A 25617-nucleotide genomic window follows, 5' to 3' on the forward strand; every position below is an offset into this window, starting at 1 on the left:
CCCGGCTCATTTCAGGTCCGCCCGATCCTGCCACCCGTGGCGCGGCGGTTCGCCCTCGCTCCCGCGCAGGCCGTCCAGGATGTCGCCCGCCGCATCGGCCAGGGCCGCCAGCCGCGACGCCATCGCGAACCGCAGCACCGCGTCCGGCTCGGTCGAATAGCCGCGCGCCAGCATCAGGAAGGCGCGGAAGGCGGCCGAGGGCAGCGGCCTCAGGTCCGGCAACCGCCACGACGGCGACCCGGCCAGCGCCTTCTTCAGCGCCTTGGCCTTCGTCGCGCTCTCGGGCGCCCTCGCCGCGTCGTGCGCCGCCTGGGCGACCGCGCGCCACAGGACGCGCTCGGTGGGGGTCATGGGAGAGGCGGTCATGCCGGCACCAGCACGGGCGAGCGAACGTCGAGGTGGTGCGTGTCGCCAACATCGACTTTGAGCCACACATCGATGTCGCGATCATCGAAGCGCCGGAACCGGGCAGGGTCGTAACCCTCTTCCTCGCCCCAGCGGCTGAACACCATCGTCTCCCGTTCGACAAGAAACAGGCACGGCAGCCATTCGTCTGGACCGCACTGCAACTCGAGTACGCAACGGACGGTGTAAACCTGACCCTGGACAAGAGGGACGGGTGTGCCGTGCTCAGGGAAGCCCGGCGCGTTTGTCGGACCCGCGTTGATACAGATGACGCGGTCGCCCGCCCCGAGATCGCCGCTCACGCCGCCTCTCCCTTCAGGATTTCCGCGACCGGCGGATGCCAGGTCTCCGGGCCACAGGCCCCGGCGGTCAGCCGCACGACCCGGCGCACCAGCTTTCCGCTCGGGTCGCGCCGCTTGGCGTCACAGAACGGCAGGCAGATCAGCCGGACGTATTCCGCCGAACAGCCCAGCTGCTCGGCCGCCCAAGTGTCGGTCTGGCGCACAAGCTTCAGCCAGCCATAGAAGGCCGGACGGGGTTGCGGCGGCGGCGGGGCCGCCGCGCGGGCGGGCATATGGGCGACGTCGGTCACTTAGGGCGATCCCAGCGATTTGATACCGACTCACTCTTTGTTGGTGATTTGTTGGTAAATGCAACAGGTCGTGCTAACTGCGCTGTTGAAATGTCGTTGCTGGCGGTGAAATCCAAATCGTGGCCCCAACAGTCCATGACTGTTGCTAGGGACAACGAGGCCGCCGACCGGCGGCGCAAGGGGCTGGCCCTCAAGGCCGTGCGTCGCCGACTGGGCTTCACCCAGGAGACGGCCGCGCAGGCCTACAAGGTCACCATCCAGGCCTGGCAGAACTACGAGGCAGGCAAGCGCCACCTCTCCGACCCCAAAATCCGGGATCTTCTGGCCGCCCTGAACAGCGACCGCGAGGAGTTCGACCTGGAGCTGGCTCGTATCCCCGAGGATGCGCCGGCCGCGCCCTCCCGTCAGTCCGGTATGGAGGAGCGCTCATACGCCGATGCCTTCCAGATCCCGGTCGCGGGCGTCGCCCATGGCGGCCCCCTGGCGCCCGATCTCTATCAGGAGGCAACCGCCGAGGTCATCGACTTGGCCCGCTTCTTCGCGCCCGGCACCCTGGTGCTCAAGCTGTCCGGCATGTCGATGTATCCCTATGCGGAAGCCGGCGGCTGGGTGTCCTACAACCCGAACCAGCCCGCCCGGCGCGGCCACGGCTGCGTTGTCGAGATGAAGGACGGCTCCAAGCTGGTGAAGCGCTTCGACGGCTACACCGACAACGAGCTGCTGCTGACGGAGCTGTGGCCCGAGGAACGTCAGATCCGGCTGGACCTTGCCGACGTGAAGGGCGTGTACGCGATCGGCGTCAGGGGCGAATAGTCCGCAGCCTCAGGCCAGAGGCGTCGGTCCCTTGGTTCGCTTTTCGCTCAGGCCGCCAGTCACCAGTTCCCAGATGAACCAGAGCGCCAACTGATAGAGCATAGCGGCCGCAAAAGTGGCGGCGCTCGCGTCCAGCTCCAGCACACCGCTGTCCAGGCGGATCAGCGTCGCGAAGAGGGTCCAGACGGCTGCAGCGATCACGCGCATTCGCCATGTCTTTGCTAGCAGTCCGGGCAGCGCCAGCAGCACCAGCATCATCGGGTCGGCGATAGAACCGGCCATTCGAATGGCGAACACGTCCAGTACTGACATTTCTGCAGTCTGCCAGCTGCACTGAAGCGCGCCACCAACATTGGGCAACACTGTTGGTGTTGACATCACCAACAAATAAACCAACAACGGTCCTCGCAACCACGGGAGACCACCCATGACCACCCCCGCCATCGCAGAGGCCGCGAGCCATCTGGTCCATCGCCACGACGATGCGGAGGCCGTGGGCGTCGCCTGTCTGTTGCTGGCCATCGAGGCCTCGGACACCCGCCGCGTGGTGGTGCGTCCGCTGGCCCACGAGACCGGGGGCATGGTCGCCGCCACCGTCATGATCGACGTCGGCGACGGCCCCCTGCCCTTCCCGCTGGGCGCCGTGCGCCTGGCGGCCGCCTGCCTTCGCGCCGATCCGCCCTTCGCGGGCGCGATCGAACTCGCCGCCTCGCTCGACCACGCCGTGGACCAGGCCGAGACGGCGGTCACCCAACTCCTCAGGAGCCTGAACTAGGCCCTGTCGTCCTTTCGCCCCTGCGCCGCCGACCGCACGGGCGCTGTTCCTCCGTCGGCTTCATCCAAAACCGAGAGAGCAATCCATGAACGACACCACCTTGACGCCCGAAGCCGCACCGGAAGCCCCGGCCGCCGACGCCGTCATTCCCGTCAGCTCCGGCATGGGCCGCCATTTGGCGGTCGCCGATCGCGGCCACGTCTGGGCGGCCGAAGACGTCATGTTCGACGACGACTTCGCCCGGCTCAAGAACGCCCGCGCGGTGCGCCGCTGGGGCACCTCCGAAGGCCTGAACGAGCTGGCCCAAAAGGGGCCGCGCCCGAACACCCGGCTCGACGCCGCCGCCGACGTCCTCGTCTCGCGCCGCGCGCTGATCGCGCTGATCCCGTGCGAGGCCGAAACGTGGACCGCCTGACCACACTCGACGGTCAGGGATACGGCTCGGCTCGCAGCGATGGCGATGGCTATGGCGATGGCTATGGCTATGGCTATGGCGATGGCGATGGCTATGGCTATGGCGATGGCGATGGCTATGGCTATGGCTATGGCGATGGCGATGGCTATGGCGATGGCTATGGCTATGGCGATGGCGATGGCTATGGCGATGGCTATGGCTATGGCTATGGCGATGGCGATGGCTATGGCTATGGCGGCTTCTGACTGAAGCGCGCCCGCCGCGCGGGGCTCGGCGTAGCCTTACCGCCCCGCGCGGCGGGCGCTTTTTCTTCCCACATTTCTAACGATGGAGCGCGAACCGCCATGGTCGCCTACAACTTCCAGCCCGCTTTCGGCGGCCCTGTGTCCAAGGGCGAAAAGCCCCTGACCATGCGCGAGCCCCGCGCCGGCCGCTCCCGCCACGCCCGCGTCGGCGACACCCTGCAGCTGACCACCTATGGCCGCACCAAGAAGCGCCGGGTGCTGATGACCCCGCCCTGCACCCTGCGGGCCACGGTCGTCCTCGGCCCCACGGGCGTGGTCCGTGTGCTGGACGTGACGACGGCGCTCGACAACGTCCCCGCCCAGGGCGTGGCCATGCTGCTGGCGCAGGCCGAACAGGGCGCGCCCGAGGCCGCGCGCTGGAGCGACGCCCTGGCCGCCGCCGACGGTTTCCGAGACTACGCCGCCATGTACGCGTGGCACGTCGCCAACAGCGCCAAGGCCGGCCCTGACGCCGACGGCCGGGTCACGCGCGAGCTGATCGGATGGATGGGATGAGCGACGTGGTCCAACCCTTCCGTTCGAGCGCGGAGTTCCTCGCCACCTACGCCGTGAAGCCGCCCGGCCGTCGCAAACAGGCTAAGGCGCGCACCCTTCAGAAGGTGAAGGACGCCGCCCGCGCCCTGTTCGACACGCTGGGATACGACGCCACCACCATGCGCGACGTCGCCCGCCACACGGGCATGTCCACCGGCGCCGTCTTCGCCTCCTTCCCGGACGGCAAGGATCAGATGTGGACCGAGGTCATGGGTTGCCCTCCGCCCACGATGCACCTGGCCGAGGAGATCGCCCGACTTCAGGTCTCGCGGCCTGACTACCGCTGGCTGCTGAAGTTCGATGGCCGTGACCACGTCGCCCAGGTCCAGCATCCGGACTTCGACCCGACCACCCCGGCCAGCCCTCTGGCCTGGTACGGCCGTGCGGCAAGCCCGGGCGAGGCCCTGCGCCTCGCCCGCCTTGCGGCGGACAAGGCCGAGGGGAACGCGAAATGACGCCCGCCTCGCCCCACGTCACTGTCCTGAACGTCTCCCTCGCGGTGCGTCAGGGCGGGGAGGAGAAGCCGGTGCAGATCGCCGGCGCCTTCGACCGCATCACCACGGCCGAGGCCTGCAAGGCCGCCGGCAAGGCGGTCGGCGAGATCATCGCCGACAACCTGGCCCGCCGCCTCCAGCTGGGGGAGCTGCTGTTTTGACCGCAATACCTCAAGAGATCGTCGAAGCGCTGAAGCCGTACCAAAACGGCTGGGTCGCTCGAGCTCCCTTCTCGATGGAGTTCGCTCCCAAGGACGGGCGGCTCCTTCGTCTTCTGGTGAACTACGAAGGCCCGAACGCACGTCATGCGCTGGAGGACGAGCTGGAAGACTGGACCATCGGCCATAACAACCTCTGCAACACTGGTGAGGACCGATGGGAGTTTGCGGGCTGGTGCTGGTCACACGACCACTTCACCCAGGGCGCGGGGGAAGTCGTGGGGTGGCTTCCCTACGAGGCCAGTCTGGTCAGCTATGTCTCGAAGGGCGCTGACGAAGTTATCGAACAGTGCGCCGTCGCGGCCGAGATGCAGGATCGCACAGGCTACGAGTGGGTGCGCGACAGTCTTTGGGACAACATTCTGAAGCGTGCCGGGGCCGCCGTTCGCGCCCTCAAGGGAGCATCGACATGACCCTGGCCGCCCTCCACCACGCCCCGCTGTCGTTCCAGCCGGTCGCCCATTCCGGCCACTACACCGGCCGCCAGACCGCCGCCCGCGTCGGCCTCAGCTATGAGCGGTTCCGCAAGGTCCGCGAGACATGGACCCGCGACCGCGACTTCCCGGCCGAGATCAACGAACCGGGCGAGCCGGTCCGCTATCTGGCCGAGGCGGTCGAACGCTGGCTGGTCCGCCGCACCCAGCGCGTCCACGCCCCGGCGCCCGTGCCGGAACTCCGCGCCGTCCCGTCCGCCGCCGGCCGCGAAGGCCGCGCCTCGCTCCGCGCCATCAAGGGGAGACTGTGATGTTTCGTCGTCGCCGGGCTCGGCCCGTGTTTCTCAGCGAGCGCGGTCAGGGTCTCGCCGTCCTCCTCGCCGCGCTCGGCGTCATCTTCGCCGCCTGTGCCCGCGCTAAGGGGCTGCTGTGATGCTGGCCCTCCTGTTCCACAGCCTGATCCTGTGGGCGACCCGCCGGGAGCGCCTGCTGTGATCGCCAAGCCGGAAATCTTCGAGGGCTGTGAAATCGGCGAGTGCGGATGTCCGGAGGAGACCTACATCTTCAACGGCATCGACCTGGTCGTGCACTACGAACCAGACGGAACAGCCGACGCCTTCATGGATGGCGGCGACTGGGGCGAGTGTCAGACCTCTATCGAGGGGCTGACCCGCTTCGCCGCACGGCTGGCCGTCTTCAGCTGGGCTGCAAGCATGACCCTAGGCCCCGACCAATGACCGACGCCGCCTATGTCGCCGAGGCGCGCCGGTCCCTGCGCCGCCGCCTGTTCCAGCGGTTCAAGGCCCTGGGCCTGCCTCAGGATCAGGTCATCCAGTCCGTCGCCAAGGTCGAACGATCGGCGCTGGACGCCACCCATTTGGCCGATCTGGCCGCCATCGCGGCGGCCGCCGGCCCCGCCGTCGCCGCCCTCGCGGCCGCCGCCCCCGGCGACCCGGCGTTGACCGCCTTCGTCGCCGTGCGCGACAGTACCGGCGACGTCATCCGCGACCTCGCCACCTACGAACCCTGAGGGTCCCATGGCCAGAAAGCCCGCCAAGCGCCGCCAGCGCCCGCACGGCGTCCTGCCCGTCGGCTTCGACTGGCGGGACGGTCGGCCGCGCTGGCTCCCGTCCCCGACGCGCCGCGCCCAGGGCTGGAAGCCCTGCGACTTCGTCGTCCGCTCGCCCCGCTCGGGCGCGGTCTGGCTGTCGAAGGGCGACGCCATCGCACGGGCCGAGGCCATCAACGCCGCGGTCGCCGCCTGGACGCTCAAGGGAACGCCGGTCCCCGCCGACATGGCCGCCTTCGCCCCGCCCGGCGCCCACGACGGCACGGCCCTGACGCCGCAGCAGAAGCTGGACCGCCGCGCCATCGGCGCCCTGATCGACGAATGGCTGAGGACGCCCAAGTTCACCCTGCCGCGCGGCCAGGGCGGTCTCGCCGCCACCACGGTCGCCGACTACAGGTCCAAGATCCACGTCTTCCAGCAGGCCCTGGTCGAGGGCGAGGACGAGAAGGCCTTGGCCCAGCTGCGCGCCCTGCCCATCGAAACTCTCGCCGCCCCGGAGGAGGAGGCGGACGACGACTTCGCGGTCGAGGACGCCTACCAGTGGCTCCTGGCCAACCGGGGGCACAACATGGCCCACGGCGTCACCCAGGTCGCCTCGGTCTTCTTCGGCTGGCTGAAGACGAAGAAGCGCATGGCCGCCTTCGCCATCAACCCCGTCGCCCTGATCGACCGCACCCCGCCCGCCGGCCGCATCCGTGTCGGCACGCCGGAGGAGATGGCCGCCCTGGTCGCCTCGGCCGACGCCCTGGGCCTCCCCTCGATCGGCGACAGCGTCCTGCTGGCGCTGGATCTCGGCTGGTCGCTGAAGGACATCCTGGCGCTGGACAAGCGCCGCCTGGTGAAGCTGCCGGACGGAACGGGCGCACAGGCCTGGCACGTCGCCAGGGTCAGCCGCGCCAAGACCGGCGTCGCCTCCTCCGAAATCCCGCTGCTGGCCATCGGCTCGGCCGCCGTCGACCGCATCTTCGCCCGCCACGCGGGCCGCGCCGTCAGCCCCACCCGCCTGATCGTCCGGGAGGACAGCCCCCGCAACCGCTCGGGCGTCTGGACCAACAACGCCTTCAACAAGGCCTGGCGTCAGGTCCGCGACCACGCCGCCGCCACGGCGCCCTCGCTCCTCACGGGCGACGGAGACGAGGGCTCGGACTTCAACGGGGCCTTCGACTTCATGGACACCCGCGACACCTTCATCACCCTGGCCCGCTCGGCCGGGCTGGAGGCGTCCGAGGTCTGCAAGCGCAGCCTGCACAAGGACGAGGCCCACGTCCTGCGCCTCTGGGCCAAACACTACGGCACCGGCAACGCCGCCGTCGGCCGCTCCGGCGCCCGCAAGATGTCGGCGCATCTCGAGGCGTCAGGCTGGGTCAAGGCGCTGGTTTCGGGTTAGGAGAGAACGATGCGCAGCCTTTCCGACCTCGCCCATATGCTCAACGCCATGTCTCACGAATGGTACATGCTCACGGCGCGAGACATCGACGACCTGAGCGAGGATAAGCTGACCCCTGAAACACTGGAGGCCGCCCTCCGACCGCTGTTCAACCGGCCGGGCTTCACTGTCGACGTGATGGAGGATCCATATCGTAAGCCCATGGTCAGGATCGGACGCCCGCCCGCTCTCGCGCCTCGCGACATCGACGACGAGACGCCGCCCGAACCGGTCAAGATCGACGACCGCCTGAGCCGCTGGCACGCGCATATGGACCGGTTCATCCGCGCGCACGAAGGCCAGCCTCAGGGCTCCATCCTGATCGAGCTGGAGCGCCGCGAAAGCTGGGCCAAGATGATGCCTCACCTCGCCGACATTCTGGACGCGCCCGAGGTCAGGTGACTTAGACGCCCGACCTCGCCCACGACCGCCCTTTCCAAACCGGACCGGATCGCCCTTAAAGCCCGCCACCACTGGACTAGCCGACTTACGGGATCGTCCTTTTAATCAGAGGGTCCTCGGTTCGAGCCCGAGAGGACGTACCATCGTTTTCCTGACCGGGATGCGCTGACGCGATCGGGTCGAGATCCCGCGCCCGCGTCAACACCGCACGCCAGCCAAAAATCGTACGGATTCTTTCTGTTGACGGCCGTCGGCGGGGGCTTCCAGAAAGTCCCGGATCGCTGTTCGCGACCCGTGTCTGTTGAGAGTTCTGATGAAAATCGCCGCCTTGATCGCTTTCGGCCTGGCCCTTCTCGCCGGATCGGCGGCGGCCCAGACCACCTCTTACACATTCCGTGGCGGTCCATTCACGGCCATCACGAACTCCACGACCTGTACGGTCGGCGAGTGTGGGACCTACACCGGCGCGCATCGGGCAACGGCCACCCTGACCTTCGCGGCGCCGCTCGCCCCCAATCTTCCGACTGCCGACCGCAGCGCCGATGTGACTGCCTTCACGTTCAGTGACGGCGTCAGGACCACGACGGGCCCCGGCGCCTTGGGTTCCATGCAAGCGGTTCTGTTCGGGACGGACGCCGCGGGCCTTCCGATCAACTTCCTTGTCGTTCTGGAAAGGACGCCCGGCCCTCCCTATGCCGTCGGCGACCCGACCGATCCCAATTCGCGGCTGAGCATCGTGGCCCTTGCTCCGAACCAATCGCAGGGCGTCACGAATGCTGAATGCTCCACCCGGGCGCCGACCGCGGCGGGCTCGAGTCCCGGCAACTGCTCGATCGCGGCGACGGACAGCGGATCCTCGACCGCCATCGCCATGACACCGACCATCGTGACCCTCGGCGTGCCGGTCGCGGTGCCGACGATGACCGAATGGGCCATGATCCTGCTTGCGCTGCTCCTTGCCGGAAGCGCCGTCCTGATCGTCAGTCGGCGCCGGCCCGAGGCGTGCGCCTGATCGGAGAATGAAGGTGCGGCTTCCCCGACGTGAACTCGACCCGGCTCGCGACGACCGCTAGCAAGTTCGCATGAAACCTCTTTCCGGCGTCCGCATCATCGAGTTCGACGGCCTGGGTCCCGTGACCTTCGCCGGCATGGTCCTGGCCGATCTGGGGGCGGACGTGCTGCGCCTCAGCCGCGCCGAGGCGGGCGCCTTCGGCGAGGTCGGCAACGACGTCCTGCACCGGGCCCGCAACGCCGTCGTCGTCGATCTGAAGTCGCCCGCCGACCGCGACCGCGTGCTGGACCTGATCGCGACCGCAGACGCCGTGATCGAGGGCTTCCGCCCCGGCGTCCTGGAACGGCTGGGGCTGGGCCCCGAAGACTGCGCCGCCCGCAATCCGAAACTGGTCTTCGGTCGCGTCACCGGCTGGGGCCAGACGGGCCCCCTGTCCCAGACGGTCGGCCACGACATCAACTACATCGGCCTGACCGGCGCGCTCCATGCGATGGGCGAGGCCGGTCGTCCGCCCGTCCCGCCCCTGAACCTCGTCGGCGACTACGGCGGCGGGGCGATGCTGCTGGTCGCGGGCGTCCTCGCCGGGGTGATCGAGGCCCGCACCACCGGCAAGGGTCGTGTCGTCGACGCCGCCATGACCGACGGCACGGCGCTCCTGTCGGCCCTCTTCTTCTCCATGACCGCGAGCGGCCACTGGGGCGAGCGCGGCTCCAACCTGCTGGACGGCGCCGCGCCCTTCTACCGCTGCTACGCCTGTTCGGACGGGAGGTTCGTCGCGGTCGGCGCGCTCGAACCGCGCTTCTACGCCGCCCTCCTCGCCGGCCTCGATCTCGATCCCGCCGAGGCGCCCCAGATGCCGGTCAGCCAGTGGCCCGCGTTGGAGACGAAGTTCGCCGCCCTGTTCGCGACCCGCACCCGCGACGACTGGGCCGCCCATTTCGCGGGAACCGAGGCCTGCGTCACCCCGGTGCTCACCTTCGCCGAGGCCGCCGACCATCCGCACAACCGGGAGCGCGGAACGCTCGCCGGTTCGCCCCTCCAGCCTACGCCCGCGCCGCGCTTCGACGGCCAGGTCGCGCCGATCGAACCCGCCGGATCGCTGTCGCTCGACGAGGCCGTCGCCCGCTGGCGCTAGCCCATTCAGCCGACCCACCCGGTCTAGAATTTATTCCTTTGGACGCCTTGCGCGCGCTCCGGGCCGTTCCCACATGAAGTCCGGTCTTTGACACGTCCGGCATACCTCTCCGCGCGCGGCGACGACCGGGATTTCCGATAACCTGCACTGTTTTCCGGCGCGAGATTTCAAGCCTCTGATTTCACTGACTTTCGACTGCACTGTCTGCACTCCGAAATCGCCAGACAGTGCAAAGGCCGGGTGGCACGTTGGCACGTTGGCACTCCAAATTCGGAAACAGTGCCAACTCGGCGACGGCGGCCGGGTCGAACCTAGGCCACCTGGGCGTCGTCCTCGTCGGTGGATTCGGCGCAGGCCTCCACCAGGGTCGCGGCCAGCAGCGCCGGGTCGATCGGCTTGGTCAGGAAGGCGTGGACCCCGGTCGCATCCCAGGCCGCCCGGTGAACGTCCATCGCATTGGCGGTCAGGGCGATCAGCGGCGTCCGACGGTTCATCCCGCCCGCCCGGATCCGCGCCGAGGCCTCCAGCCCGTCCATGACCGGCATCTGCATGTCCATCAGGATGGCGTCGAACCGCTGGGTCCTGGCCGCCTCGACCGCCTCCTCCCCGTTCTCGACCAGGACGAGGGTGCAGCCGTGCGGCTCCAGCAACAGGCTCAGGATCCGGCGGTTCACCGCGTGGTCGTCGGCGGCCAGGATGACCTTGCCATACAGGCCCGCCTGTTCGACCGGCTTGCGACGCGTCTCGGCGGCGGGCTTGGACACGGCCTCCATCGGCAGGCTCAGCACGAAGGTCGAGCCTTCGCCCTCGACGCTCTCGGCGGTCAGGCGCCCGCCCATGATCTCGGCCAGCTTCCGGCTGATCGCCAGCCCCAGACCCGTGCCGCCATACTTGCGGGTCGTGCCCGCGTCGACCTGTTCGAAACTGTCGAAGATGCGGGCCAGACGATCCGCCGGAATGCCGACGCCGGTATCGGCCACGGCGATGACCAGGCGACTGTCCGCGTCCCGCCAGTCGACCGAGACGGTGATCGACCCGTCATCGGTGAACTTCACCGCGTTGGACAGCAGGTTGAACAGCATCTGCTGCAGGCGCAGCGGGTCGGTGCGGACACAGTCCGGAACCCCGGGGTCGATCTCGATCTTCAGGCGGACGCCGTTGGCCGCCGCCTTGGGTTCCCACAGCCGGCCGAGCGAGCCCAGCTTCTCCCTCAGGTCCATGACCGAGGATTCCAGCTGCATCTTGCCCGCCTCGATCTTCGACAGATCCAGCACGTCGTTCAGCAACCCCACCAGAACGTCGCCGGCGTCCAGCAGCATGGACACATGCTCCCGCTGCTCCCGATCCAGCCGCGTCCGGCGCAACAGGTTCGCCGCCGAGATGACGGCGTTCATGGGGGTGCGGATCTCGTGGCTGATGACGGCTAGGAAGTCGGACTTGGCGGCGCTGGCGACCTCGGCCTTCTGGCGTTCCGACCGGGCCTCGGTATTGGCGTCCTGCAGGGCCTTGGTCGTCATCGAACTCTGCCGCACCGCGACGACCAGGTGCATCATGTAGAGCACCCCGCCCAGGGCGATCAGCATGTCCTGGGGCTTGCCTTCGATGATGGCCCAGGCGATCGGCATGCCGAGGAAATACAGGCTGTGCGGGATCACGGCGGCGAACAGCAGCGGGCGCACATGGTGCATGTGCAGGCTGACGTGAAGCAGACCGCCTGCGACCTGGATGACGGCGAAAAGTCGCCCGGCCTCTCCACCCTCGGCCCACAGGTAGGCGGCGATGCCGGAATAGACGATGACGTTGATCGAGGCGGTGGCGCAAAGGGCGATCTTGTAGGCGAGCGACGGCTCGACCTCGGGGCGTTTGCGCAAGGGGCGGAACACGATCCAGTCCAGCCCCTGGGTCGCCACCACCGCGCCGAACCAGACCGCCGGCCAGACCGTGTGCGTCAGGAACCAGGCGGTCCCGGCGATGAACGCCGCCAGCGCGATGCGGGTCTTCAACTCGCGGAACCGCACCTGGGCGATCATGGCATAGCCGTTCGCCGTCATTTTCCGTACCCTCCCGTTGGACGGATTGTCGCGGCAATAGACGAACGATTGGTTGCCGGAACGCCGTTGATCCAACGTGACCCGCAAACCGCGACAAGCTATGGAACAGGGCGGTTCCAGGTGCGTTCCGACGCCGAACTCCGGGGGAGATCTGAAATGAAGCGTTTGATGTTGCTGGCGGCTTTGGCCGCAACCGGCCTGGCCGTCGCGGGCTGCGAAGAGCCGGCGCCCCGCCAGGCCGAGATGGCCCCGCCGCCTCTGGAGGCGCCCGAGGCTCCGGCCGCCGCCGACGCCGGCGTTCCTGCGGCGGACACCACCGCCCCGACCGACGTCCCGCCGACCACCACCCTGCCGCCGGAAAACCGCTCTTCGGAAGAGACGGTTCAGCCCGAAAGCGAAACCCTGTTCTATTGATGGGCCGCCGCAAGGCGGTCCCGATTCGCTGATTGAGGGGGGCCTCAGGCGAGCCTGGTCCATCCGGACCGTGTCGCCGATCAGGGTTGCATATTGACGTTCAGGCCTACTTTCTTCCGTCGCCTTCCGACCGCGCTCGTCGCGACGGCGCTCGGCTTGGGCGTCGCAGGGACGGCCGTCGCCGATCCCCGCGCCCAGATCCGGGGCGATCTGGACGCCGAGCTCCGCGCCGCCCTGGTCCGCGCCGTCGGCGAGACCGACGGCCCGCCGACGAACGGCTTCGACGCCCGTCGCCGGGCCCGCGCCGCCATGGCCTCGGCCGAGGCGCTCCTGCGCTCGGAGGGCTACTACCAGCCGGTTCTGGCCGACATCGTCGAGGGCGAGGAGAACCCGGTCGCCATCGTCGAGATCACGCCGGGTCCGCGCTTCGTCCTGACCCAGCCGATCATCCACTGGGTCGAGGCCGAGCCGGAGCCCGAAGTCGTCCGCACCGCCCAGACCGAGGTGCGGCTCAAGCCCGGCGATCCGGGCCGCGCGGCCGACGTCATCGCGGGCGAAGGCCGGGTCGTCGCCAGCCTGGCGCGACAGGGCTATCCCGACGCCGTGACCCAGCCCCGCCGGGTCGTCGTCGACCACGCCGCCATGACGGTCGCCCCGACCTTCAACATCAACGCCGGCCCATTGGTCAGGCTGGACGGCGTCCGGGTGGAGACGCGCGGTCCCACCAATCCCGAATGGGTCATGGACCTCGCGCCCTGGCAGGAAGGCCAGCGCTACGACCCCGAACAGGTCGCCGAGCTGGAACGCCGGCTTCTGGAGACCGGGGTCTATGACGGCGTGGCCGTGGCCCTGACCGCGGCGGATCAGACCACGCCGGAGGGCAACCGTCCGGTCGTGGTCACCCTGACCGACCGGCCGCGCCGCATTCTGGAGGCGGGCGCCACCCTCTCCACCGCCGACGGCTCCGGCGTGAACGGCATCTGGACCTGGTACAACCGCTTCGGCCGGGCTGACGCCCTCCGGTTCGAGGCGCGTCTGGCGACGATCGACAGCCGCATCGGCGCGTCCCTGTCCCTGCCCCACTGGCGGACGCCGGGCGAAACCCTGGCCCTGTCCAGCGCCGTGGTGAACGAGGACACCAACGCCTATGTGCGGACCGCCGTCGTGCTGGCCGCCGACCTGCGTCAGAGGATCGGCAAGACCTCCTTCTACAGCTACGGCGTCGGTCTGGACGCGGGTCGCTACAGCGAGACCCGGTTCGACCCGATCACCCAGGCGCCGATCAGCTTCGACCGCGATCTGGCCATCCTGACCGGCCGGGGCAGCGCCTATATCGACCAGTCGAACGATCCGCTGAACCCGACGACCGGCTGGCGGATGACGCTGAACGTCCAGCCGACCGCCGTGACCGGCGAGGACACCATCCTGTTCCTCCGCACCGAGGCGCAGGGCACCGCCTATATGCCGATTCAGGACAACGCCCGCACCGTCCTGGCCGGCCGGATTCGGCTGGGCTCCATCATCGGCGGCTCAGAGCTCAGCGTGCCGTCGGATCGCCTATTCTACTCAGGCGGCGGCGGGTCGGTGCGCGGGTACCAGTACCAGGGCGTCGGGCCGCGGCTGCCCGACAACACGCCGCGCGGCGGCATCTCCCTGTTCGAGGTTTCCGCCGAGGCCCGGCACGATCTCGGCAAGGGCTTCGGCGTGGTCGGCTTCGTCGACGCCGGGGCCATCGGCTTCGCGGAGACGCCCGACTTCTCGAACCTGCGCTACGCGGTGGGCATCGGCGCCCGCTACAACCTGTCCTTCGGCCCGATCCGCGCCGACATCGCCTTCCCCCTCGACAAGCGTGAAGGCGACGCGAACTTCCAGGTCTACGTCAGCATCGGTCAGGCGTTTTGACCGATCCGACCCCCAAGCCGTCACGTCGCGTCCCCTCGGTCCGAAAGAAGAAGCCGGTCGAAGTCCGGCCGCCTGAAGACGTCGTCACGCCCGAGGACATCGCCGCCGAGATCGAGCCCCCGGCCAAGGCCGAGAAGCGGCGTCGCACCCGGCTTCAGGCCTTCGCCTTCTTCGGCGGGTTCGCCCTGGTCGGCCTTCTGGCCCTGACCCTGCTCCTGGCGGTCGGGGGGCGGATGTATCTGGTGTCCGACGCAGGGCGGGAGCTGGTCACCAGCTTCGTCGCCGGCAAGAAGATCAGCCGCTACGGCCGCATCAATGTCGAAGGGCTGCAAGGCGACCTGTTCGACGACTTCACCCTCAGTCGCGTCACCATCACCGACGAAAAGGGCGTCTGGCTGGAGGCCCACGACGTTCGCGTGGACTGGAGCTACTGGCCGCTGATCACCCGCCGGTTCCACGCCAGCGAGATCACGGCGCGGTCGATCCGCCTGATCCGCCGTCCCGAAGTCGAACCGCCGGACGGCAAGCCGCCGCAACCGATGCCGATCAGCGTCGACATCGACAAGTTCACCGCCGACATCGAACTGCTGGAAGGCTTTTCTCAGGAGTACGGTCGCTGGCGGCTGACCGGCGACGCGCTTGTGCCCCGCGCCGGCGACAAGGTCGCCAATGTCAGCGCCTACAGCCTGAACCGGCCGGGCGACTTTCTGCGGATCGCCGCGACCCTGGGCTCCAAGCCCGAGGACCTGCGTCTGAACCTGCGGGCCAACGAGGCCCAGGGCGGACCGCTGGCGGGATCGCTGGGCTATTCGCCGAACCAGCCCTTCTTCGCCTCGGCTCTGGTGAACGGCGAGATCGTCAATGCCGTGGTGCGGACGGGCGAGTTCACGCCGCTGACGGTGCAGGGCCGCTATGGCGCCAAGGGATCGCGCATCTCGGGCTATTTCGACTTCAGCGGTTCGGACCTGCTTCAACCCTTCGTCGAGCGGATCGGTCGCACCGCCCGCTTCGGCTTCGCCACCATCCCCGCCTCGGACCGCGAAGGCGTTCAGGGCATGGCCTGGCAACTGACCTCGGAGAACCTTCAGTCCAGCGCCCAGGGCCTGATCCATCTGAATGATCGCAGTGCGCCGGACGGGATCACCCTGACCCTGTCGACCGGCTCGGTCACCCGGCTGGTCGGGGCGACCAGCGGGGGGGCGGCGACCTATACCGGCGTCTTCACCGGCGATGCCGAGCGGTGGGAGCTGGATGGCGATGTCCGGTTGATGCAGGCCGATCTGGCCAGCTACGCGGCCACGGCCATCGCGGGTCCGCTGGACATCACCGCCGACCGGGGACGGATCGGACTGGCCGGCGATCTGGCCGTCACGGGCGGTCGCAGCGAAGGCGTCGTCGGGGCGCTGCTGGGCGCGGCTCCCCGCGCTTCGTTCGAGGCGTCGCGAGGCGTGGACGGGGCGATCCTGCTCCAGAAGATCGACGTGCGGGGTCAGGCCCTGACGCTGAACGGGTCGGGCGGACGCGGTCTGACCGGGGGCTTGAGCTTCCGGGGCCGGGCCGAGATCACCGACATCGGCCGCATCCGGCCCGGCGCCAAAGGGACCTTCGGAGGACCGATCCAGGCCTCCTCCGCCCGCAGCGGCGCCCCCTGGGTCCTGAGCTTCGACGGTCGCGGCGGGCGAATGGCGACCGGGATGGAGGAACTGGATCGTCTGCTGGGCCAGACGCCCCGGCTGCAACTGGCCGGCAATCTGAACGGCGGCGCGATCGCCATCGAGCAAGGCCTGCTGACCGGCGCCGCGGGAACCGCCGCCGCTCGCGGACTGATCGAGCCGCAGGGACGGCTGCGGCTGGCGTTGAACTGGAATGCTCGCGGGCCCTTCGGCGTGGGTCCCGTGGCCATCGACGGCGCGATGACCGGCGAAGGCGCCCTGACCGGCACCCTGGCCCAGCCGCGCGTCGATCTGACCGCCGGCTTCGGCAGTATCGCGGCGGGACCGCTGACCCTGACCCAGGCCGATCTGGTGCTCAGCTTCCGCAAGGGCGAGGACGCCTCGGACGGCCGGGTCGTGATGACGGCCGGATCGAACTATGGGCCCGCCAGAGCCGCGGGGAACTTCTTCCTCGGCGGCAACCGCATCCGGCTGTCGGAGGTGGACCTGAACGCCGGGGGCGTGACGGCGCAGGGCTCGATGGCTCTGGCGAACAATACGCCGTCCAGCGCCGACCTGACCTTCACCGCCCGACCCGGCGCCTTCCTGGCCTCCGGCACGGCGGACGGACGCATCCGGCTGACCGAGGGAGCGGGCGACGACACGGCCATCCTGGACGTGACCGGGACGAACGTGCGCCTGGCCAACTCGACCTATCTGATCCGCACCTTCGAGCTGGACGGACGCGGCACGCTGAACCGGCTGCCCTTCACCCTGAAGGCCGATGTCGGGGGCGGGACGCCGATGGGCTTCGACGGGTCCGGCGTCTACTCCCGCCAAGGCGAGGCGCAGAGCGTGACCCTGAGCGGGGCCGGCAGGGTGCGGGAAGTCGCCTTCTCGACCCGCAATCCCGCCGTCATAGCCCTGGCCGGAGACGGTCGCGTGGCCCGTGTCGATCTGTCGGTCGGCGGCGGCGTCCTCATGGGCGAGGTGCGTCAGGATTCCGACGCGGCCGTGATCCAGGCCGACCTGACCAGCGTCGAGCTGGGTTCCATCGCGCCGGACCTGCGGGGCCGGGTCACCGGCCGCATCTCCCTGCGCGGTTCCGGCGACGACCTGCAGGGATCGGCGAACGTGAACCTGGCCCAGTTGCGGAGCGTCGATGCGCCCCGAGGCCTGTCGGTGGACGGGGCCGTGACCGCGACCCTGGTCAACGATACCCTGCGGATCCAGGCCAATGCGGCCGGGACCGATGCGGTCAGAGCCACGGCCGACGTGACCCTGCCGGTCGAGGCCTCGGCCGCGCCGCTCCGGCTGGCGATCGCCCGGACCCGGACAATGTCGGGCCAGGTCGAGGTGCAGGGCCAGATCCAGCCGATCTGGGACGTCTTCTTCGGCGGCGAACGCAGCCTGGCCGGTCAGGTGGACGGCTCGGCGACCCTGGGCGGCACACTGGCGGCTCCCCTGATCAACGGGCGGCTGAACCTGCAGCAGGGCCGGTTCCGCGACAACGGCGTCGGCCTCACCCTGAACGACGTGACCCTGGCCACCCGGTTCGACGACGCGACCGCCCTGATCCAGACCTTCACGGCCAACGACGGCTCGGGCGGGACGGTCAGCGGCGACGGACGGATCGGGCTGCGCGAAGGCTCCGGCTCCAATTTCGAGCTGGCCCTGAGCCGCTTCAAGATCATCGACAACGACATCGCCGAGGGCCGGGCGTCCGGTCCCCTGACGGTGGTGCGGGCCGCCGACGGCAACATCACCCTGGCCGGCGAGATCCAGATCGACGAGGCCCGGATCGAGGCCAATCCGCCGGGCTCCACCGGTATCGTCGGCATGGACGTGGTCGAGATCAACCGCCCCGGCGGCGATCCGGTCGAGGCCGAGAACGGTCCGAGCCGGGGGCCGCAGATCGGCATGGACATCACCCTGCGATCGCGCGGCGGCAACGTCCGGGTCGAGGGTCGGGGGCTGAACGTCCTCCTCAACGTCAACGCCCGGGTTCGCGGCACGATCGCCCAACCGCAACTGACCGGGACGGCCAATGTCGTGCGCGGCGACTATGAGTTCGCTGGCAAGCGGTTCGTCTTCGACGACCAGGGCTCGGTCTCGCTGTCGACCAATCCGAACCGCATCCGGCTGAACCTGTCGGCGGTGCGCGAGGACCCGGCCCTGACCGCGACCATCCGGGTGACCGGAACGGCGGCGCGGCCGGAGATCCTGCTGACCTCCACCCCTGCCCTGCCGCAGGACGAGATCCTGTCGCAGGTGCTGTTCGGGCGTTCGGCGTCCCAGCTGTCGCCGTTCGAGGCGGCCCAGCTGGCGGCGGGCGTGGCGTCCCTGGCGGGCGGCGGCGGGTTCGACGTGATCGGCAACCTGCGCGAACTGGCGGGTCTGGACCGGCTGTCGTTCGGGGGCGAGGCCTCGGCCCTGACGGTGGCGGGCGGGCGCTACATCACCGACGACGTCTATCTGGAGATCATCGGCGGCGGCGAAGGCGGGGCGGCGGTGAACGTGGACTGGCAGGTGCGTCGCAACCTGGCCATCAGCTCCGAGTTCGGCGGACAGGGCGACGCCGCCCTGTCGATCCGCTGGCGCCGCCAGTCCCGCGTCCCCGGAACGGGGGCGCAGGACCGACGGCCGAACCGGGGCGCGGAATAGGCCTAGGGTCCGTACTCAATAAGGTCTGGCGGTGAGTTTGGCGTTCTGATTCAAGGCTTCTGGAAGGGAGCCTTGGATGCGGAAGCTTTACTGGCTGGACGACGAAGCTTGGGCGCGGATCGAGCCGCACCTTCCGACGGGACGGCGAGGGGCGCGCAGGGTCGATGATCGCCGCGTGTTGTCGGGCATCGTGCACATGCTGCAGTCAGGCGCGCGCTGGCGGGACTGCCCGCCGGAGTACGGGCCATACACGACGGTCTACAACCGCTTCAATCGCTGGAGCCGGCAGGGCGTTTGGCACGACATCTTCAAGGCCCTGACCGGCCACAGCGGCATCTACTCCTCGGCCGCCATCGACAGCACCTCGGTCAAGGCCCATCGCTCGGCGGCGGGCGCAAAAGGGGGGGCTTCGTCCAGGGCATAGGCCGCTCCAGAGGCGGCCGCACGACCAAGATCCACGGCCTCGTGGACGATCGAGGGCGACCCCGTGTGCTGTTGCTCAGCGCCGGCAACACCAACGACATCACCATGGCCCACGCCCTGATCGAGGCGGCCGGACCGTTCGCAAGGCTGCTGGCGGACCGCGGCTACGACGCCGATCACCTCCGAAGGCGACTGGCCGAACGACGCGCCGAGGCCGTCATCCCGACCACGACCTCGCGCAAGCGGCCCATCCCCTACGACGTCGTCGCCTACCGACAGAGGAACACCGTCGAACGCCTATGGGCCAGGCTCAAGGACTTCAGGCGTATCGCGACACGCTACGACAAACTCGCCGCGAACTTCCTCTCCAGCGTCCTCATCGCCGCCACCGTCGCCTATTGGGCCAAATGAGTCCGGACCCTAGCGGGCCTGTTCCATCTGAATGCGGTCCAGGGCCTTGATGCCCTTCAGGCCGGTGACGTGCAGGACCATCTGCACGATCATGACCACGACCGAGAGGACGATCTGCCACATCGGGGTGGCGGGCACGTTCGGCATGGAGGCGGCCATCAGCGGGGCGGCCAGGCTGGAGACCAGGCCGAAGGCGATCAGCACCATGAACAGGATGGCGATGAACTGGTTCGGGCGACGCCACTGGATGGCGCCGAAGATGATCTGCAGCAGGACCAGACCGCCGCCCATCCACAGACCGACCTGAAGCGCCATGTCGCTGCTGGCCATGGCGGCCGGATCGCCGTTCGAGGCGGCGGCGACGGCGTCGTGAACCGACGAGGGATTGGCGAAGGTCCAGGCCAGGCTGGCCAGACCGACGACCACGCCGATCATGATCGAGATGGCGCTGGCCTTGGCCGCGCGCTCGGCCTCGGCCTCGGTGGTGATCGGGGTGGAGGGGTTCATCGCCTTCAGCCAGCTGCTCATGTGTCGCTTCCTTCCAAAAAATGACAAGTCTGTTTTACATAACACGGCGGGCGACGCAACGGGGGGATGTTTGGCGTCACCTCTCCGGCGCCTTCGGCGCTGGAGAGGACAGGTCGCGGGCAGCGACCAGGAGAGGGTGACTCGGTCTCACCGGGTGAGCATTTGCCAGCCCACACTCAGACAACCGTCTCGCCCCCTCCTGGCCGCTGCCCCGCGACCTGTCCTCCCCATTCGCGACGCGAATCGGGAGGTGACATTGGGGGTTCGCTTCACCTTTCCGCCTGGCCCGGCTAGTGTCCCATCATGCGGATTCTCCCACAGGATCAGGCCGCCCTCGACCTGGTCGGGCGGGGCGAGGCCGATCTGATTGGTCGTGCGGTCGCCTGGTCGAACGTCAACTCCGGCAGCGATCACGCCGAGGGGCTGGAGGCGGTGCTGGGCCTGCTGGAGGCCGAGGCGGCCACCCTGCCCGCCTCCGTCGAACGCATTCCGACGCAAGGATTCTCGACCGTCGGGGACGATGGGTCGCTTAAAGCCCAGGCGCGGGCCGATGCGCTGAAGATCACCTCGCGGCCGGAGGCGCCGATCCAGGTCGTGCTGACCGGCCATTACGACACCGTCTATCCGGCGACGAGCGCGTTCCAGAGCGTGGTGACGCAAGGCAACGGCTCGCTGAACGGGCCGGGGATCGCCGACATGAAGGGGGGAATCTCCGTCATGCTGGGAGCGCTGGCGGCGTTCGAGGCCCATCCGGAGCGGGAGCGGGTCGGCTGGACCGTCCTGTTGTCGCCGGACGAGGAGATCGGGTCGCCGGCCTCGGCGCCGCTGCTGGCCGAACTGGGCGCGCGCGGGCATATCGGCATGACCTATGAGCCGGCCCTGGCGGACGGGACCCTGGCGGGGGCGCGAAAGGGCAGCGGGAATTTCCACCTGATCGTCACGGGCAAGGCGGCCCATGCGGGGCGGGCCTTCCACGAAGGGGCCAATGCGGTGGCCGGGGCGGCGATGATCGCAGCGGCCCTGCACGGGTTGAACGGGCGGCGCGAGGGGGTGACGGTCAATGTCGCCCGCATCTCGGGCGGCGGGGCGTTGAACGTCGTGGCGGACAACGCGGTGGTGCGGTTCAACGTGCGGGTTCCGGATGCGCAGAGCGCGGCCTGGGTCGTCGATGCGATCGGGGAGATCGCGGCGACAGCGCCGTTCGAGGGGCTGACATTGGACCTGCACGGCGGGATGACGCGGGCGCCCAAGCCCATGGATGCGTCGCAGACCGCCCTGTTCGAGGCGGTGCGGGAGACCGGAGCGCTTCTGGGTCAGGCCATCGCCTGGTCGCCGTCGGGCGGGGTGTGCGAGGGCAACAATCTGCATGCCGCGGGCCTGCCCAACATCGACACCCTGGGGGTGCGGGGCGGGCTGATCCACTCGTCCGAAGAGTTTGCCTGGCCCGACAGTTTCGTCGAGCGGGCGCAACTGTCCTGTCTGATGCTGTGCAAGATCGCGTCGGGCGAGATCGATGCGGAGCGGCTGAAACGGCTGCGTCTGGAGACACTGTAGGCATGCTCGTCGTTCGTCCCGCCGGTCCGGCCGATCTGGATCATCTGCTGGAGCTGGCCATCCTGTCGGGGCCGGGGTTCACCAGCCTGCCCGAGGATCCGGACCAGTTGTCGGAACGCCTGGACGTCAGCCGCGACAGCTTCAACGGGGTGCTGCCGGTACAGGAGCGCTGGTTCACCCTGATGATGGAAGAGAGCGAGACCGGCGACGTGGACGGGATCGCCAGCGTGAAGGCGACCGTGGGGCTGAAGCGGCCCTTCTTCTCGTTCCGGATCTCGAACAATCCGGCGCAGAGCCCCTCGCTGGGCATCCGGATGGATCACCAGACGCTGACCCTGGTCAACGAATGCTCGGGCTGGACCGAGGTGGGGTCGCTGTTCCTGAAGGCGGATCGGCGCAAAGGCGGCGCGGGGCGGTTGCTGAGCCAGTCGCGCTACATGCTGATCGGGGCGCAGCCGGAGCTGTTCGCCGAGACCGTGCTGGCCGAGCTGCGCGGGGTGTTCACGCCGGACGGCGCCTGTCCCTTCTGGGATCATGTGGCGCACAAATTCTTCCCCATGCCGTTCGATCAGGCGGACCACATGACGGGGTCGACGGACAAGCAGTTCATCCTGGACCTGGCGCCGCGCCATCCGATCTATGTCGACCTGTTGCCCGAGGCGGCGCGGGCGGTGATCGGAAAGGTGCACCCGCAAGGGGTGGCGGCGATGGCCCTGCTGGAAAGCGAAGGGTTCCGGCCGAACGGGCTGGTGGACATCTTCGACGCTGGGCCGACGGTGACCTGTCCGAGGGATCATATCCGGACGGTGCGGGATGCGCGGCGGCTGAGCGTCGTGGTGACGGAGGAGTTCGAGGCGGAGCTGCCGGCGCTGGTCTCGACGGACAGCGTGGGCGAGTTCCGGGCGGTCAGGGCCAAGGCCCTGATCGAGGGCGAGACCGTGCATCTGTCGCCCGAGACGGCGGCGGCGCTGAAGGTGCGGAACGGCGATGTGGTGCGGGTGAAGTCATGACTTCCCACCTTCCGCTCATCCCCGCAAAAGCGGGGACCCAGTGTTTTGGGCGAGCGGACGCATCGGGTGAGCACGGCCCTCAATCCGACGCAGCCTGCCTCATAAAAGAACTGGGTCCCCGCTTTCGCGGGGATGAGCGGAGTGAGTGATGACCGACGGATCTTTGTACCTGAACGGGACGTGGGTCGCCGGACAGGGCGACGGCTTCGCCTCCTTCGATCCGGCGACGGAAGAGCGGGTCTGGCGCGGGAACGAGGCGTCGGGGGCGCAGGTGGCGGCGGCGGTGGAAGTCGCGCGGACGGCCTTCCCCGACTGGGCCGACCGGCCGCGCGCGGAGCGGATCGCGGCGATGAAACGGTATCAGGCGGTGCTGAAGGAACGGGCGCCGGCGATGGCGGAGGCGATCTCGCGCGAGACCGGCAAGACGCTGTGGGAGACCACCGCCGAGCTGGGGTCGATGGCCGGTAAGGTGGATATCTCGATCCGCGCCTATGACGAGCGGACCGGTGAACGGACGGCGGAGACGGCGTTCGGATCGGCGACCCTGAGGCACCGGCCGCATGGGGTGGCGGCGGTGCTGGGGCCGTTCAACTTCCCGGGCCACCTGCCGAACGGCCATATCGTGCCGGCCCTGCTGGCGGGGGACACGGTCGTGTTCAAGCCGTCGGAGGAGACGCCGCACACCGGCCAGCTGATGGCCGAATGCCTGGAGGCGGCGGACCTGCCGAACGGGGTGTTCAACCTGGTGCAGGGCGGGCGGGACGTCGGCGCGGCCCTGCTGGACCAGCCGATCGACGCCCTGATGTTCACCGGCTCGGGCGCAGCGGGCGCGCATTTCCGGCGGAAGTTCGCGGACAATCCGCATGTGATCCTGGCGCTGGAACTGGGCGGCAACAATCCGCTGGTGGTCTGGGATGCGGCGGACGCGGAGGCCGTGGCCGGCATCGTGGTGCAGTCGGCGTTCGTGACCACCGGACAGCGGTGCTCCTGCGCGCGGCGGCTGATCCTGCCCGAGGGCAAGGCGGGCGATGCGGTGATCGAGACGGTGATAGCCCTGATGAACCGGCTGATCGTCGGGCGGTGGAACAACGATCCGGAGCCCTATATGGGGCCGCTGATCTCGGCGCGAGCGGCGGCGGACCTGCTGGGCCGAGCGGGCGAACGGGTCGATGCGGGGGCGAAGATCCTGAAGCCGTTCGGCCGGGTGGATGTTGAGCACAGCGGGGCCTTCGTCTGGCCGGGGCTGATCGACACGACCGGCGTGACCGTGCCCGACGAAGAGATGTTCGGGCCGATCCTGTCGGTGACGCGGGTCGGGTCGTTCGAGGCCGCCCTGCATGAGGCCAATGCGACGCGGTACGGGCTGTCGGCTGGGCTGGTGTCGGACGACCCGAAGACCTGGGAGACCTTCATCCGGCGGATCCGAGCGGGGGTGGTGAACTTCAACCGACCGACCACCGGGGCGGCAGGCGACATGCCGTTTGGGGGTCTGGGCGACAGCGGCAACCACCGGCCGAGCGCCTGGTACGCCGCCGACTACTGCGCCTATCCGGTCGCCAGCTTTGAGGCGGGCGCCGTGAAGAACATCGAGGGCGAGATCCGGGGGCTGAAGTGACTGCCGTCGAGGCCAATGCCGACGGGCTGATCGGGCCGACGCATTCCTATGCGGGGCTGTCGCCCGGCAATCCGGCTGCGAGCCTGAATGCCGGGCAGGCGTCGAACCCGAGGGCGGCGGTGCTGCAGGGGCTCGACAAGATGAAGCGGCTGGCGGACCTGGGTCTGCCGCAGTTCGTCCTGCCGCCGCACGAGCGGCCGGATATCCCGTTCCTGAGGGGGCTGGGGTTCTCCGGGTCGGATGCGGCGGTGCTGGAAAAGGCCTGGAAGGAGGCGCCGACCTTCGCGGCGGCGGCCTGTTCGGCCTCGCCCATGTGGGCGGCGAATGCGGCGACGGTGACGCCCTCGGCCGACAGCGGCGACGGGCGGGTGCATTTCACGCCGGCGAACCTGCATACGAACCTGCATCGGTCGCTGGAGCATGCGCAGACGAAGCGGGCGCTGGAGGCGCTGTTCCCGGATGAGCGGCGGTTCGCGGTGCATGACGCCCTGTGGCCGGTGGCGCATCTGGCGGACGAAGGCGCGGCCAATCATGTGCGGCTGTGCGCCGAACATGGGGCGGAGGGGGTGAACCTCTTGGTCTGGGGGCGGGACGCCTTCGAGCCGTGGGACGACCCCTACCCAGCCCGGCAGACGCGGCAGGCGTCGGAAGCGGTGGCGCGGCGGCATGGGGCGAGCGGTGCGGTGCTGGCGCAGCAGTCGCGGGCGGCCATCGCAGGCGGGACCTTCCATAACGACGTGGTCTGCGTTGGGGCGCTGGACACCCTGTTCCACCACGCGCTGGCGTTCGAGGACACGGCGGGGACGCAAAACGCGATCCGGGCCGCTGCCAAAGGGTTCGAGCCGGTGTTCGTGGAGGTGTCGGAAGCGGACCTGCCGCTGGCCGATGCGATCTCCTCCTATCTGTTCAACTCCATGCTGGTCAGCCTGCCGGACGAGGATCGGCTGACGCTGATCTGTCCGACGGAGACGCGGGACAATGCCCGCAGCCATGCGGTGGCGGAGGCTCTGGCGGCCTCGAACGGGCCGATCGGGCGGGTCGAGTATGTCGATGTGCGGCAGTCGATGCGGAACGGCGGCGGGCCGGCGTGCCTGCGTCTGCGGGTCGTGCTGACCGAGGCCGAGCTGGCGGCGGCGAATGCGGACATGCGGCTGACCGAGGGGCTGCACGGGGCGCTGAGCGTCTGGGCCGCGACCTGGTATCGCGACGTCCTGGCGCCGAAGGACCTGGCCGATCCGGCCCTGATCGACGAGAGCCGGGGCGCGCTGGACGAGTTGATGGGGATCCTTCGGCTGGGGTCGGGGTTCTATCCGTTCCAGCGAGTCTGACGACGGCCGTTCATCAAGCTTTGCCGCTTGGCCAAC

At 69.1% G+C, this 25617-nt stretch carries 29 protein-coding genes and 1 pseudogene; 24 read left to right on the forward strand and 6 right to left on the reverse strand.

Annotated elements, in window-relative coordinates:
* Positions 1 to 6 precede the first annotated feature (6 nt).
* Genes ACETK8_RS15865 through ACETK8_RS15875 form a run of 3 tightly spaced genes read right to left on the reverse strand, consistent with a single transcriptional unit; the run spans position 7 to position 997 of the window.
* Positions 7 to 366: a hypothetical protein gene (locus tag ACETK8_RS15865; protein WP_374036797.1), complete on the reverse strand. Its 360-nt coding sequence runs from the start codon at positions 364 to 366 to the stop codon at positions 7 to 9.
* Positions 363 to 707 carry a hypothetical protein gene (locus ACETK8_RS15870; RefSeq protein WP_374036798.1) on the reverse strand — a complete coding sequence of 115 codons (345 nt, stop codon included), beginning with the start codon at positions 705 to 707 and terminating at the stop codon, positions 363 to 365. Before ACETK8_RS15870 ends, ACETK8_RS15865 begins: the two co-directional genes overlap by 4 nt.
* Positions 704 to 997 (reverse strand): hypothetical protein, encoded by a 294-nt coding sequence (locus ACETK8_RS15875; RefSeq protein ID WP_374036799.1) that lies wholly within the window; start codon positions 995 to 997, stop codon positions 704 to 706. The genes ACETK8_RS15870 and ACETK8_RS15875 overlap by 4 nt, the downstream gene beginning before the upstream one ends.
* A gap of 135 nt (positions 998 to 1132) precedes the next feature.
* On the opposite strand from ACETK8_RS15875, the gene ACETK8_RS15880 reads away from it, so the two are divergent.
* Complete coding sequence (locus ACETK8_RS15880; RefSeq protein ID WP_374036800.1) at positions 1133 to 1810, forward strand: helix-turn-helix domain-containing protein; 678 nt, start codon at positions 1133 to 1135, stop codon at positions 1808 to 1810.
* A gap of 9 nt (positions 1811 to 1819) precedes the next feature.
* Here ACETK8_RS15880 and ACETK8_RS15885 read toward each other — a convergent pair whose 3' ends face one another.
* Positions 1820 to 2122: a hypothetical protein gene (locus ACETK8_RS15885; protein WP_374036801.1), complete on the reverse strand. Its 303-nt coding sequence runs from the start codon at positions 2120 to 2122 to the stop codon at positions 1820 to 1822.
* A 115-nt stretch (positions 2123 to 2237) separates the two neighbouring features.
* Between ACETK8_RS15885 and ACETK8_RS15890 the strand changes: the two genes are divergently transcribed.
* The 15 genes from ACETK8_RS15890 to ACETK8_RS15960 all read left to right on the forward strand — a co-directional run bounded on the left by ACETK8_RS15890 (position 2238) and on the right by ACETK8_RS15960 (position 10029).
* A complete protein-coding gene (locus tag ACETK8_RS15890) occupies positions 2238 to 2585 on the forward strand; it encodes a hypothetical protein (RefSeq protein ID WP_374036802.1) in 348 nt (115 codons plus the stop codon).
* Between the two features lie 85 nt (positions 2586 to 2670).
* The gene (locus ACETK8_RS15895; protein ID WP_374036803.1) at positions 2671 to 3000 is read left to right on the forward strand and encodes a DUF6948 domain-containing protein; all 330 of its coding nucleotides are present in this window, start codon (positions 2671 to 2673) and stop codon (positions 2998 to 3000) included.
* Positions 2988 to 3245 (forward strand): hypothetical protein, encoded by a 258-nt coding sequence (locus ACETK8_RS15900; RefSeq protein ID WP_374036804.1) that lies wholly within the window; start codon positions 2988 to 2990, stop codon positions 3243 to 3245. The genes ACETK8_RS15895 and ACETK8_RS15900 overlap by 13 nt, the downstream gene beginning before the upstream one ends.
* A gap of 99 nt (positions 3246 to 3344) precedes the next feature.
* Positions 3345 to 3800 (forward strand): hypothetical protein, encoded by a 456-nt coding sequence (locus tag ACETK8_RS15905; protein ID WP_374036805.1) that lies wholly within the window; start codon positions 3345 to 3347, stop codon positions 3798 to 3800.
* Positions 3797 to 4294: a TetR/AcrR family transcriptional regulator gene (locus ACETK8_RS15910; protein ID WP_374036806.1), complete on the forward strand. Its 498-nt coding sequence runs from the start codon at positions 3797 to 3799 to the stop codon at positions 4292 to 4294. Before ACETK8_RS15905 ends, ACETK8_RS15910 begins: the two co-directional genes overlap by 4 nt.
* Complete coding sequence (locus ACETK8_RS15915) at positions 4291 to 4494, forward strand: hypothetical protein (protein WP_374036807.1); 204 nt, start codon at positions 4291 to 4293, stop codon at positions 4492 to 4494. Before ACETK8_RS15910 ends, ACETK8_RS15915 begins: the two co-directional genes overlap by 4 nt.
* Positions 4491 to 4964: a hypothetical protein gene (locus tag ACETK8_RS15920; RefSeq protein ID WP_374036808.1), complete on the forward strand. Its 474-nt coding sequence runs from the start codon at positions 4491 to 4493 to the stop codon at positions 4962 to 4964. Before ACETK8_RS15915 ends, ACETK8_RS15920 begins: the two co-directional genes overlap by 4 nt.
* Positions 4961 to 5296 (forward strand): hypothetical protein, encoded by a 336-nt coding sequence (locus ACETK8_RS15925; protein ID WP_374036809.1) that lies wholly within the window; start codon positions 4961 to 4963, stop codon positions 5294 to 5296. Before ACETK8_RS15920 ends, ACETK8_RS15925 begins: the two co-directional genes overlap by 4 nt.
* Positions 5296 to 5418, forward strand: coding sequence for a hypothetical protein (locus ACETK8_RS15930; RefSeq protein WP_374036810.1), 123 nt, complete (start codon positions 5296 to 5298; stop codon positions 5416 to 5418). Before ACETK8_RS15925 ends, ACETK8_RS15930 begins: the two co-directional genes overlap by 1 nt.
* A gap of 58 nt (positions 5419 to 5476) precedes the next feature.
* Positions 5477 to 5722, forward strand: a complete 246-nt coding sequence (locus ACETK8_RS15935) for a hypothetical protein (protein ID WP_374036811.1) — start codon at positions 5477 to 5479, stop codon at positions 5720 to 5722.
* On the forward strand, positions 5719 to 6015 hold the full coding sequence (locus ACETK8_RS15940; RefSeq protein ID WP_374036812.1) for a hypothetical protein: 297 nt from the start codon (positions 5719 to 5721) through the stop codon (positions 6013 to 6015). Before ACETK8_RS15935 ends, ACETK8_RS15940 begins: the two co-directional genes overlap by 4 nt.
* Before the next feature lie 7 nt (positions 6016 to 6022).
* Entirely contained in the window at positions 6023 to 7441 is a 1419-nt protein-coding gene (locus ACETK8_RS15945) for a hypothetical protein (protein WP_374036813.1), read from the forward strand.
* Between the two features lie 9 nt (positions 7442 to 7450).
* Positions 7451 to 7882, forward strand: a complete 432-nt coding sequence (locus ACETK8_RS15950; RefSeq protein ID WP_374036814.1) for a hypothetical protein — start codon at positions 7451 to 7453, stop codon at positions 7880 to 7882.
* Positions 7883 to 8195: 313 nt separating this feature from the next.
* Complete coding sequence (locus tag ACETK8_RS15955) at positions 8196 to 8894, forward strand: IPTL-CTERM sorting domain-containing protein (RefSeq protein WP_374036815.1); 699 nt, start codon at positions 8196 to 8198, stop codon at positions 8892 to 8894.
* A gap of 70 nt (positions 8895 to 8964) precedes the next feature.
* A complete protein-coding gene (locus ACETK8_RS15960) occupies positions 8965 to 10029 on the forward strand; it encodes a CaiB/BaiF CoA transferase family protein (RefSeq protein ID WP_374036816.1) in 1065 nt (354 codons plus the stop codon).
* A 311-nt stretch (positions 10030 to 10340) separates the two neighbouring features.
* Here ACETK8_RS15960 and ACETK8_RS15965 read toward each other — a convergent pair whose 3' ends face one another.
* Positions 10341 to 12080 carry an ATP-binding protein gene (locus tag ACETK8_RS15965; protein WP_374036817.1) on the reverse strand — a complete coding sequence of 580 codons (1740 nt, stop codon included), beginning with the start codon at positions 12078 to 12080 and terminating at the stop codon, positions 10341 to 10343.
* A 156-nt stretch (positions 12081 to 12236) separates the two neighbouring features.
* On the opposite strand from ACETK8_RS15965, the gene ACETK8_RS15970 reads away from it, so the two are divergent.
* The 4 genes and pseudogenes from ACETK8_RS15970 to ACETK8_RS15985 all read left to right on the forward strand — a co-directional run bounded on the left by ACETK8_RS15970 (position 12237) and on the right by ACETK8_RS15985 (position 19546).
* Complete coding sequence (locus tag ACETK8_RS15970; RefSeq protein WP_374036818.1) at positions 12237 to 12494, forward strand: hypothetical protein; 258 nt, start codon at positions 12237 to 12239, stop codon at positions 12492 to 12494.
* Between the two features lie 156 nt (positions 12495 to 12650).
* Entirely contained in the window at positions 12651 to 14396 is a 1746-nt protein-coding gene (locus ACETK8_RS15975) for an autotransporter assembly complex protein TamA (protein ID WP_374036819.1), read from the forward strand.
* Positions 14397 to 14494: 98 nt separating this feature from the next.
* Positions 14495 to 18712, forward strand: coding sequence for a translocation/assembly module TamB domain-containing protein (locus ACETK8_RS15980; protein WP_417281665.1), 4218 nt, complete (start codon positions 14495 to 14497; stop codon positions 18710 to 18712).
* A gap of 76 nt (positions 18713 to 18788) precedes the next feature.
* Positions 18789 to 19546, forward strand: a pseudogene (locus tag ACETK8_RS15985) (IS5 family transposase).
* 9 nt (positions 19547 to 19555) lie between these two features.
* Here the strand turns inward: ACETK8_RS15985 and ACETK8_RS15990 are convergent.
* Positions 19556 to 20074, reverse strand: coding sequence for a hypothetical protein (locus ACETK8_RS15990; RefSeq protein WP_374036821.1), 519 nt, complete (start codon positions 20072 to 20074; stop codon positions 19556 to 19558).
* Positions 20075 to 20377: 303 nt separating this feature from the next.
* On the opposite strand from ACETK8_RS15990, the gene ACETK8_RS15995 reads away from it, so the two are divergent.
* The 4 genes from ACETK8_RS15995 (at position 20378) to astB (ending at position 25581) form a co-directional block, all read left to right on the forward strand.
* The gene (locus ACETK8_RS15995; protein WP_374036822.1) at positions 20378 to 21628 is read left to right on the forward strand and encodes a hydrolase; all 1251 of its coding nucleotides are present in this window, start codon (positions 20378 to 20380) and stop codon (positions 21626 to 21628) included.
* 2 nt (positions 21629 to 21630) lie between these two features.
* Positions 21631 to 22638, forward strand: a complete 1008-nt coding sequence (locus tag ACETK8_RS16000) for an arginine N-succinyltransferase (protein ID WP_374036823.1) — start codon at positions 21631 to 21633, stop codon at positions 22636 to 22638.
* 148 nt (positions 22639 to 22786) lie between these two features.
* A complete protein-coding gene (gene astD, locus ACETK8_RS16005) occupies positions 22787 to 24253 on the forward strand; it encodes a succinylglutamate-semialdehyde dehydrogenase (RefSeq protein WP_374036824.1) in 1467 nt (488 codons plus the stop codon).
* On the forward strand, positions 24250 to 25581 hold the full coding sequence (gene astB, locus ACETK8_RS16010; RefSeq protein WP_374036825.1) for an N-succinylarginine dihydrolase: 1332 nt from the start codon (positions 24250 to 24252) through the stop codon (positions 25579 to 25581). Before astD ends, astB begins: the two co-directional genes overlap by 4 nt.
* Positions 25582 to 25617: the final 36 nt, after the last annotated feature.

This window comes from Brevundimonas staleyi (assembly GCF_041893865.1).
Taxonomy (GTDB): Bacteria; Pseudomonadota; Alphaproteobacteria; order Caulobacterales; family Caulobacteraceae; genus Brevundimonas; species Brevundimonas staleyi.

Bases quoted from the DNA above. Each gene is read 5' to 3' on its own strand.
- ACETK8_RS15905 (WP_374036805.1), top strand. From the start codon at position 3,345: ATGGTCGCCTACAACTTCCAGCCCGCTTTCGGCGGCCCTGTGTCCAAG.
- ACETK8_RS15970 (WP_374036818.1), top strand. From the start codon at position 12,237: ATGAAGCGTTTGATGTTGCTGGCGGCTTTGGCCGCAACCGGCCTGGCC.
- ACETK8_RS15925 (WP_374036809.1), top strand. From the start codon at position 4,961: ATGACCCTGGCCGCCCTCCACCACGCCCCGCTGTCGTTCCAGCCGGTC.
- ACETK8_RS15940 (WP_374036812.1), top strand. From the start codon at position 5,719: ATGACCGACGCCGCCTATGTCGCCGAGGCGCGCCGGTCCCTGCGCCGC.
- ACETK8_RS15965 (WP_374036817.1), bottom strand. From the start codon at position 12,080: ATGACGGCGAACGGCTATGCCATGATCGCCCAGGTGCGGTTCCGCGAG.
- astD (WP_374036824.1), top strand. From the start codon at position 22,787: ATGACCGACGGATCTTTGTACCTGAACGGGACGTGGGTCGCCGGACAG.
- ACETK8_RS15890 (WP_374036802.1), top strand. From the start codon at position 2,238: ATGACCACCCCCGCCATCGCAGAGGCCGCGAGCCATCTGGTCCATCGC.
- ACETK8_RS15955 (WP_374036815.1), top strand. From the start codon at position 8,196: ATGAAAATCGCCGCCTTGATCGCTTTCGGCCTGGCCCTTCTCGCCGGA.
- ACETK8_RS15915 (WP_374036807.1), top strand. From the start codon at position 4,291: ATGACGCCCGCCTCGCCCCACGTCACTGTCCTGAACGTCTCCCTCGCG.
- ACETK8_RS15865 (WP_374036797.1), bottom strand. From the start codon at position 366: ATGACCGCCTCTCCCATGACCCCCACCGAGCGCGTCCTGTGGCGCGCG.
- ACETK8_RS15885 (WP_374036801.1), bottom strand. From the start codon at position 2,122: ATGTCAGTACTGGACGTGTTCGCCATTCGAATGGCCGGTTCTATCGCC.
- ACETK8_RS15960 (WP_374036816.1), top strand. From the start codon at position 8,965: ATGAAACCTCTTTCCGGCGTCCGCATCATCGAGTTCGACGGCCTGGGT.
- ACETK8_RS15995 (WP_374036822.1), top strand. From the start codon at position 20,378: ATGCGGATTCTCCCACAGGATCAGGCCGCCCTCGACCTGGTCGGGCGG.
- ACETK8_RS15930 (WP_374036810.1), top strand. From the start codon at position 5,296: ATGTTTCGTCGTCGCCGGGCTCGGCCCGTGTTTCTCAGCGAGCGCGGT.
- ACETK8_RS15990 (WP_374036821.1), bottom strand. From the start codon at position 20,074: ATGAGCAGCTGGCTGAAGGCGATGAACCCCTCCACCCCGATCACCACC.
- ACETK8_RS15895 (WP_374036803.1), top strand. From the start codon at position 2,671: ATGAACGACACCACCTTGACGCCCGAAGCCGCACCGGAAGCCCCGGCC.
- ACETK8_RS15945 (WP_374036813.1), top strand. From the start codon at position 6,023: ATGGCCAGAAAGCCCGCCAAGCGCCGCCAGCGCCCGCACGGCGTCCTG.
- ACETK8_RS16000 (WP_374036823.1), top strand. From the start codon at position 21,631: ATGCTCGTCGTTCGTCCCGCCGGTCCGGCCGATCTGGATCATCTGCTG.
- ACETK8_RS15950 (WP_374036814.1), top strand. From the start codon at position 7,451: ATGCGCAGCCTTTCCGACCTCGCCCATATGCTCAACGCCATGTCTCAC.
- ACETK8_RS15910 (WP_374036806.1), top strand. From the start codon at position 3,797: ATGAGCGACGTGGTCCAACCCTTCCGTTCGAGCGCGGAGTTCCTCGCC.
- ACETK8_RS15880 (WP_374036800.1), top strand. From the start codon at position 1,133: ATGACTGTTGCTAGGGACAACGAGGCCGCCGACCGGCGGCGCAAGGGG.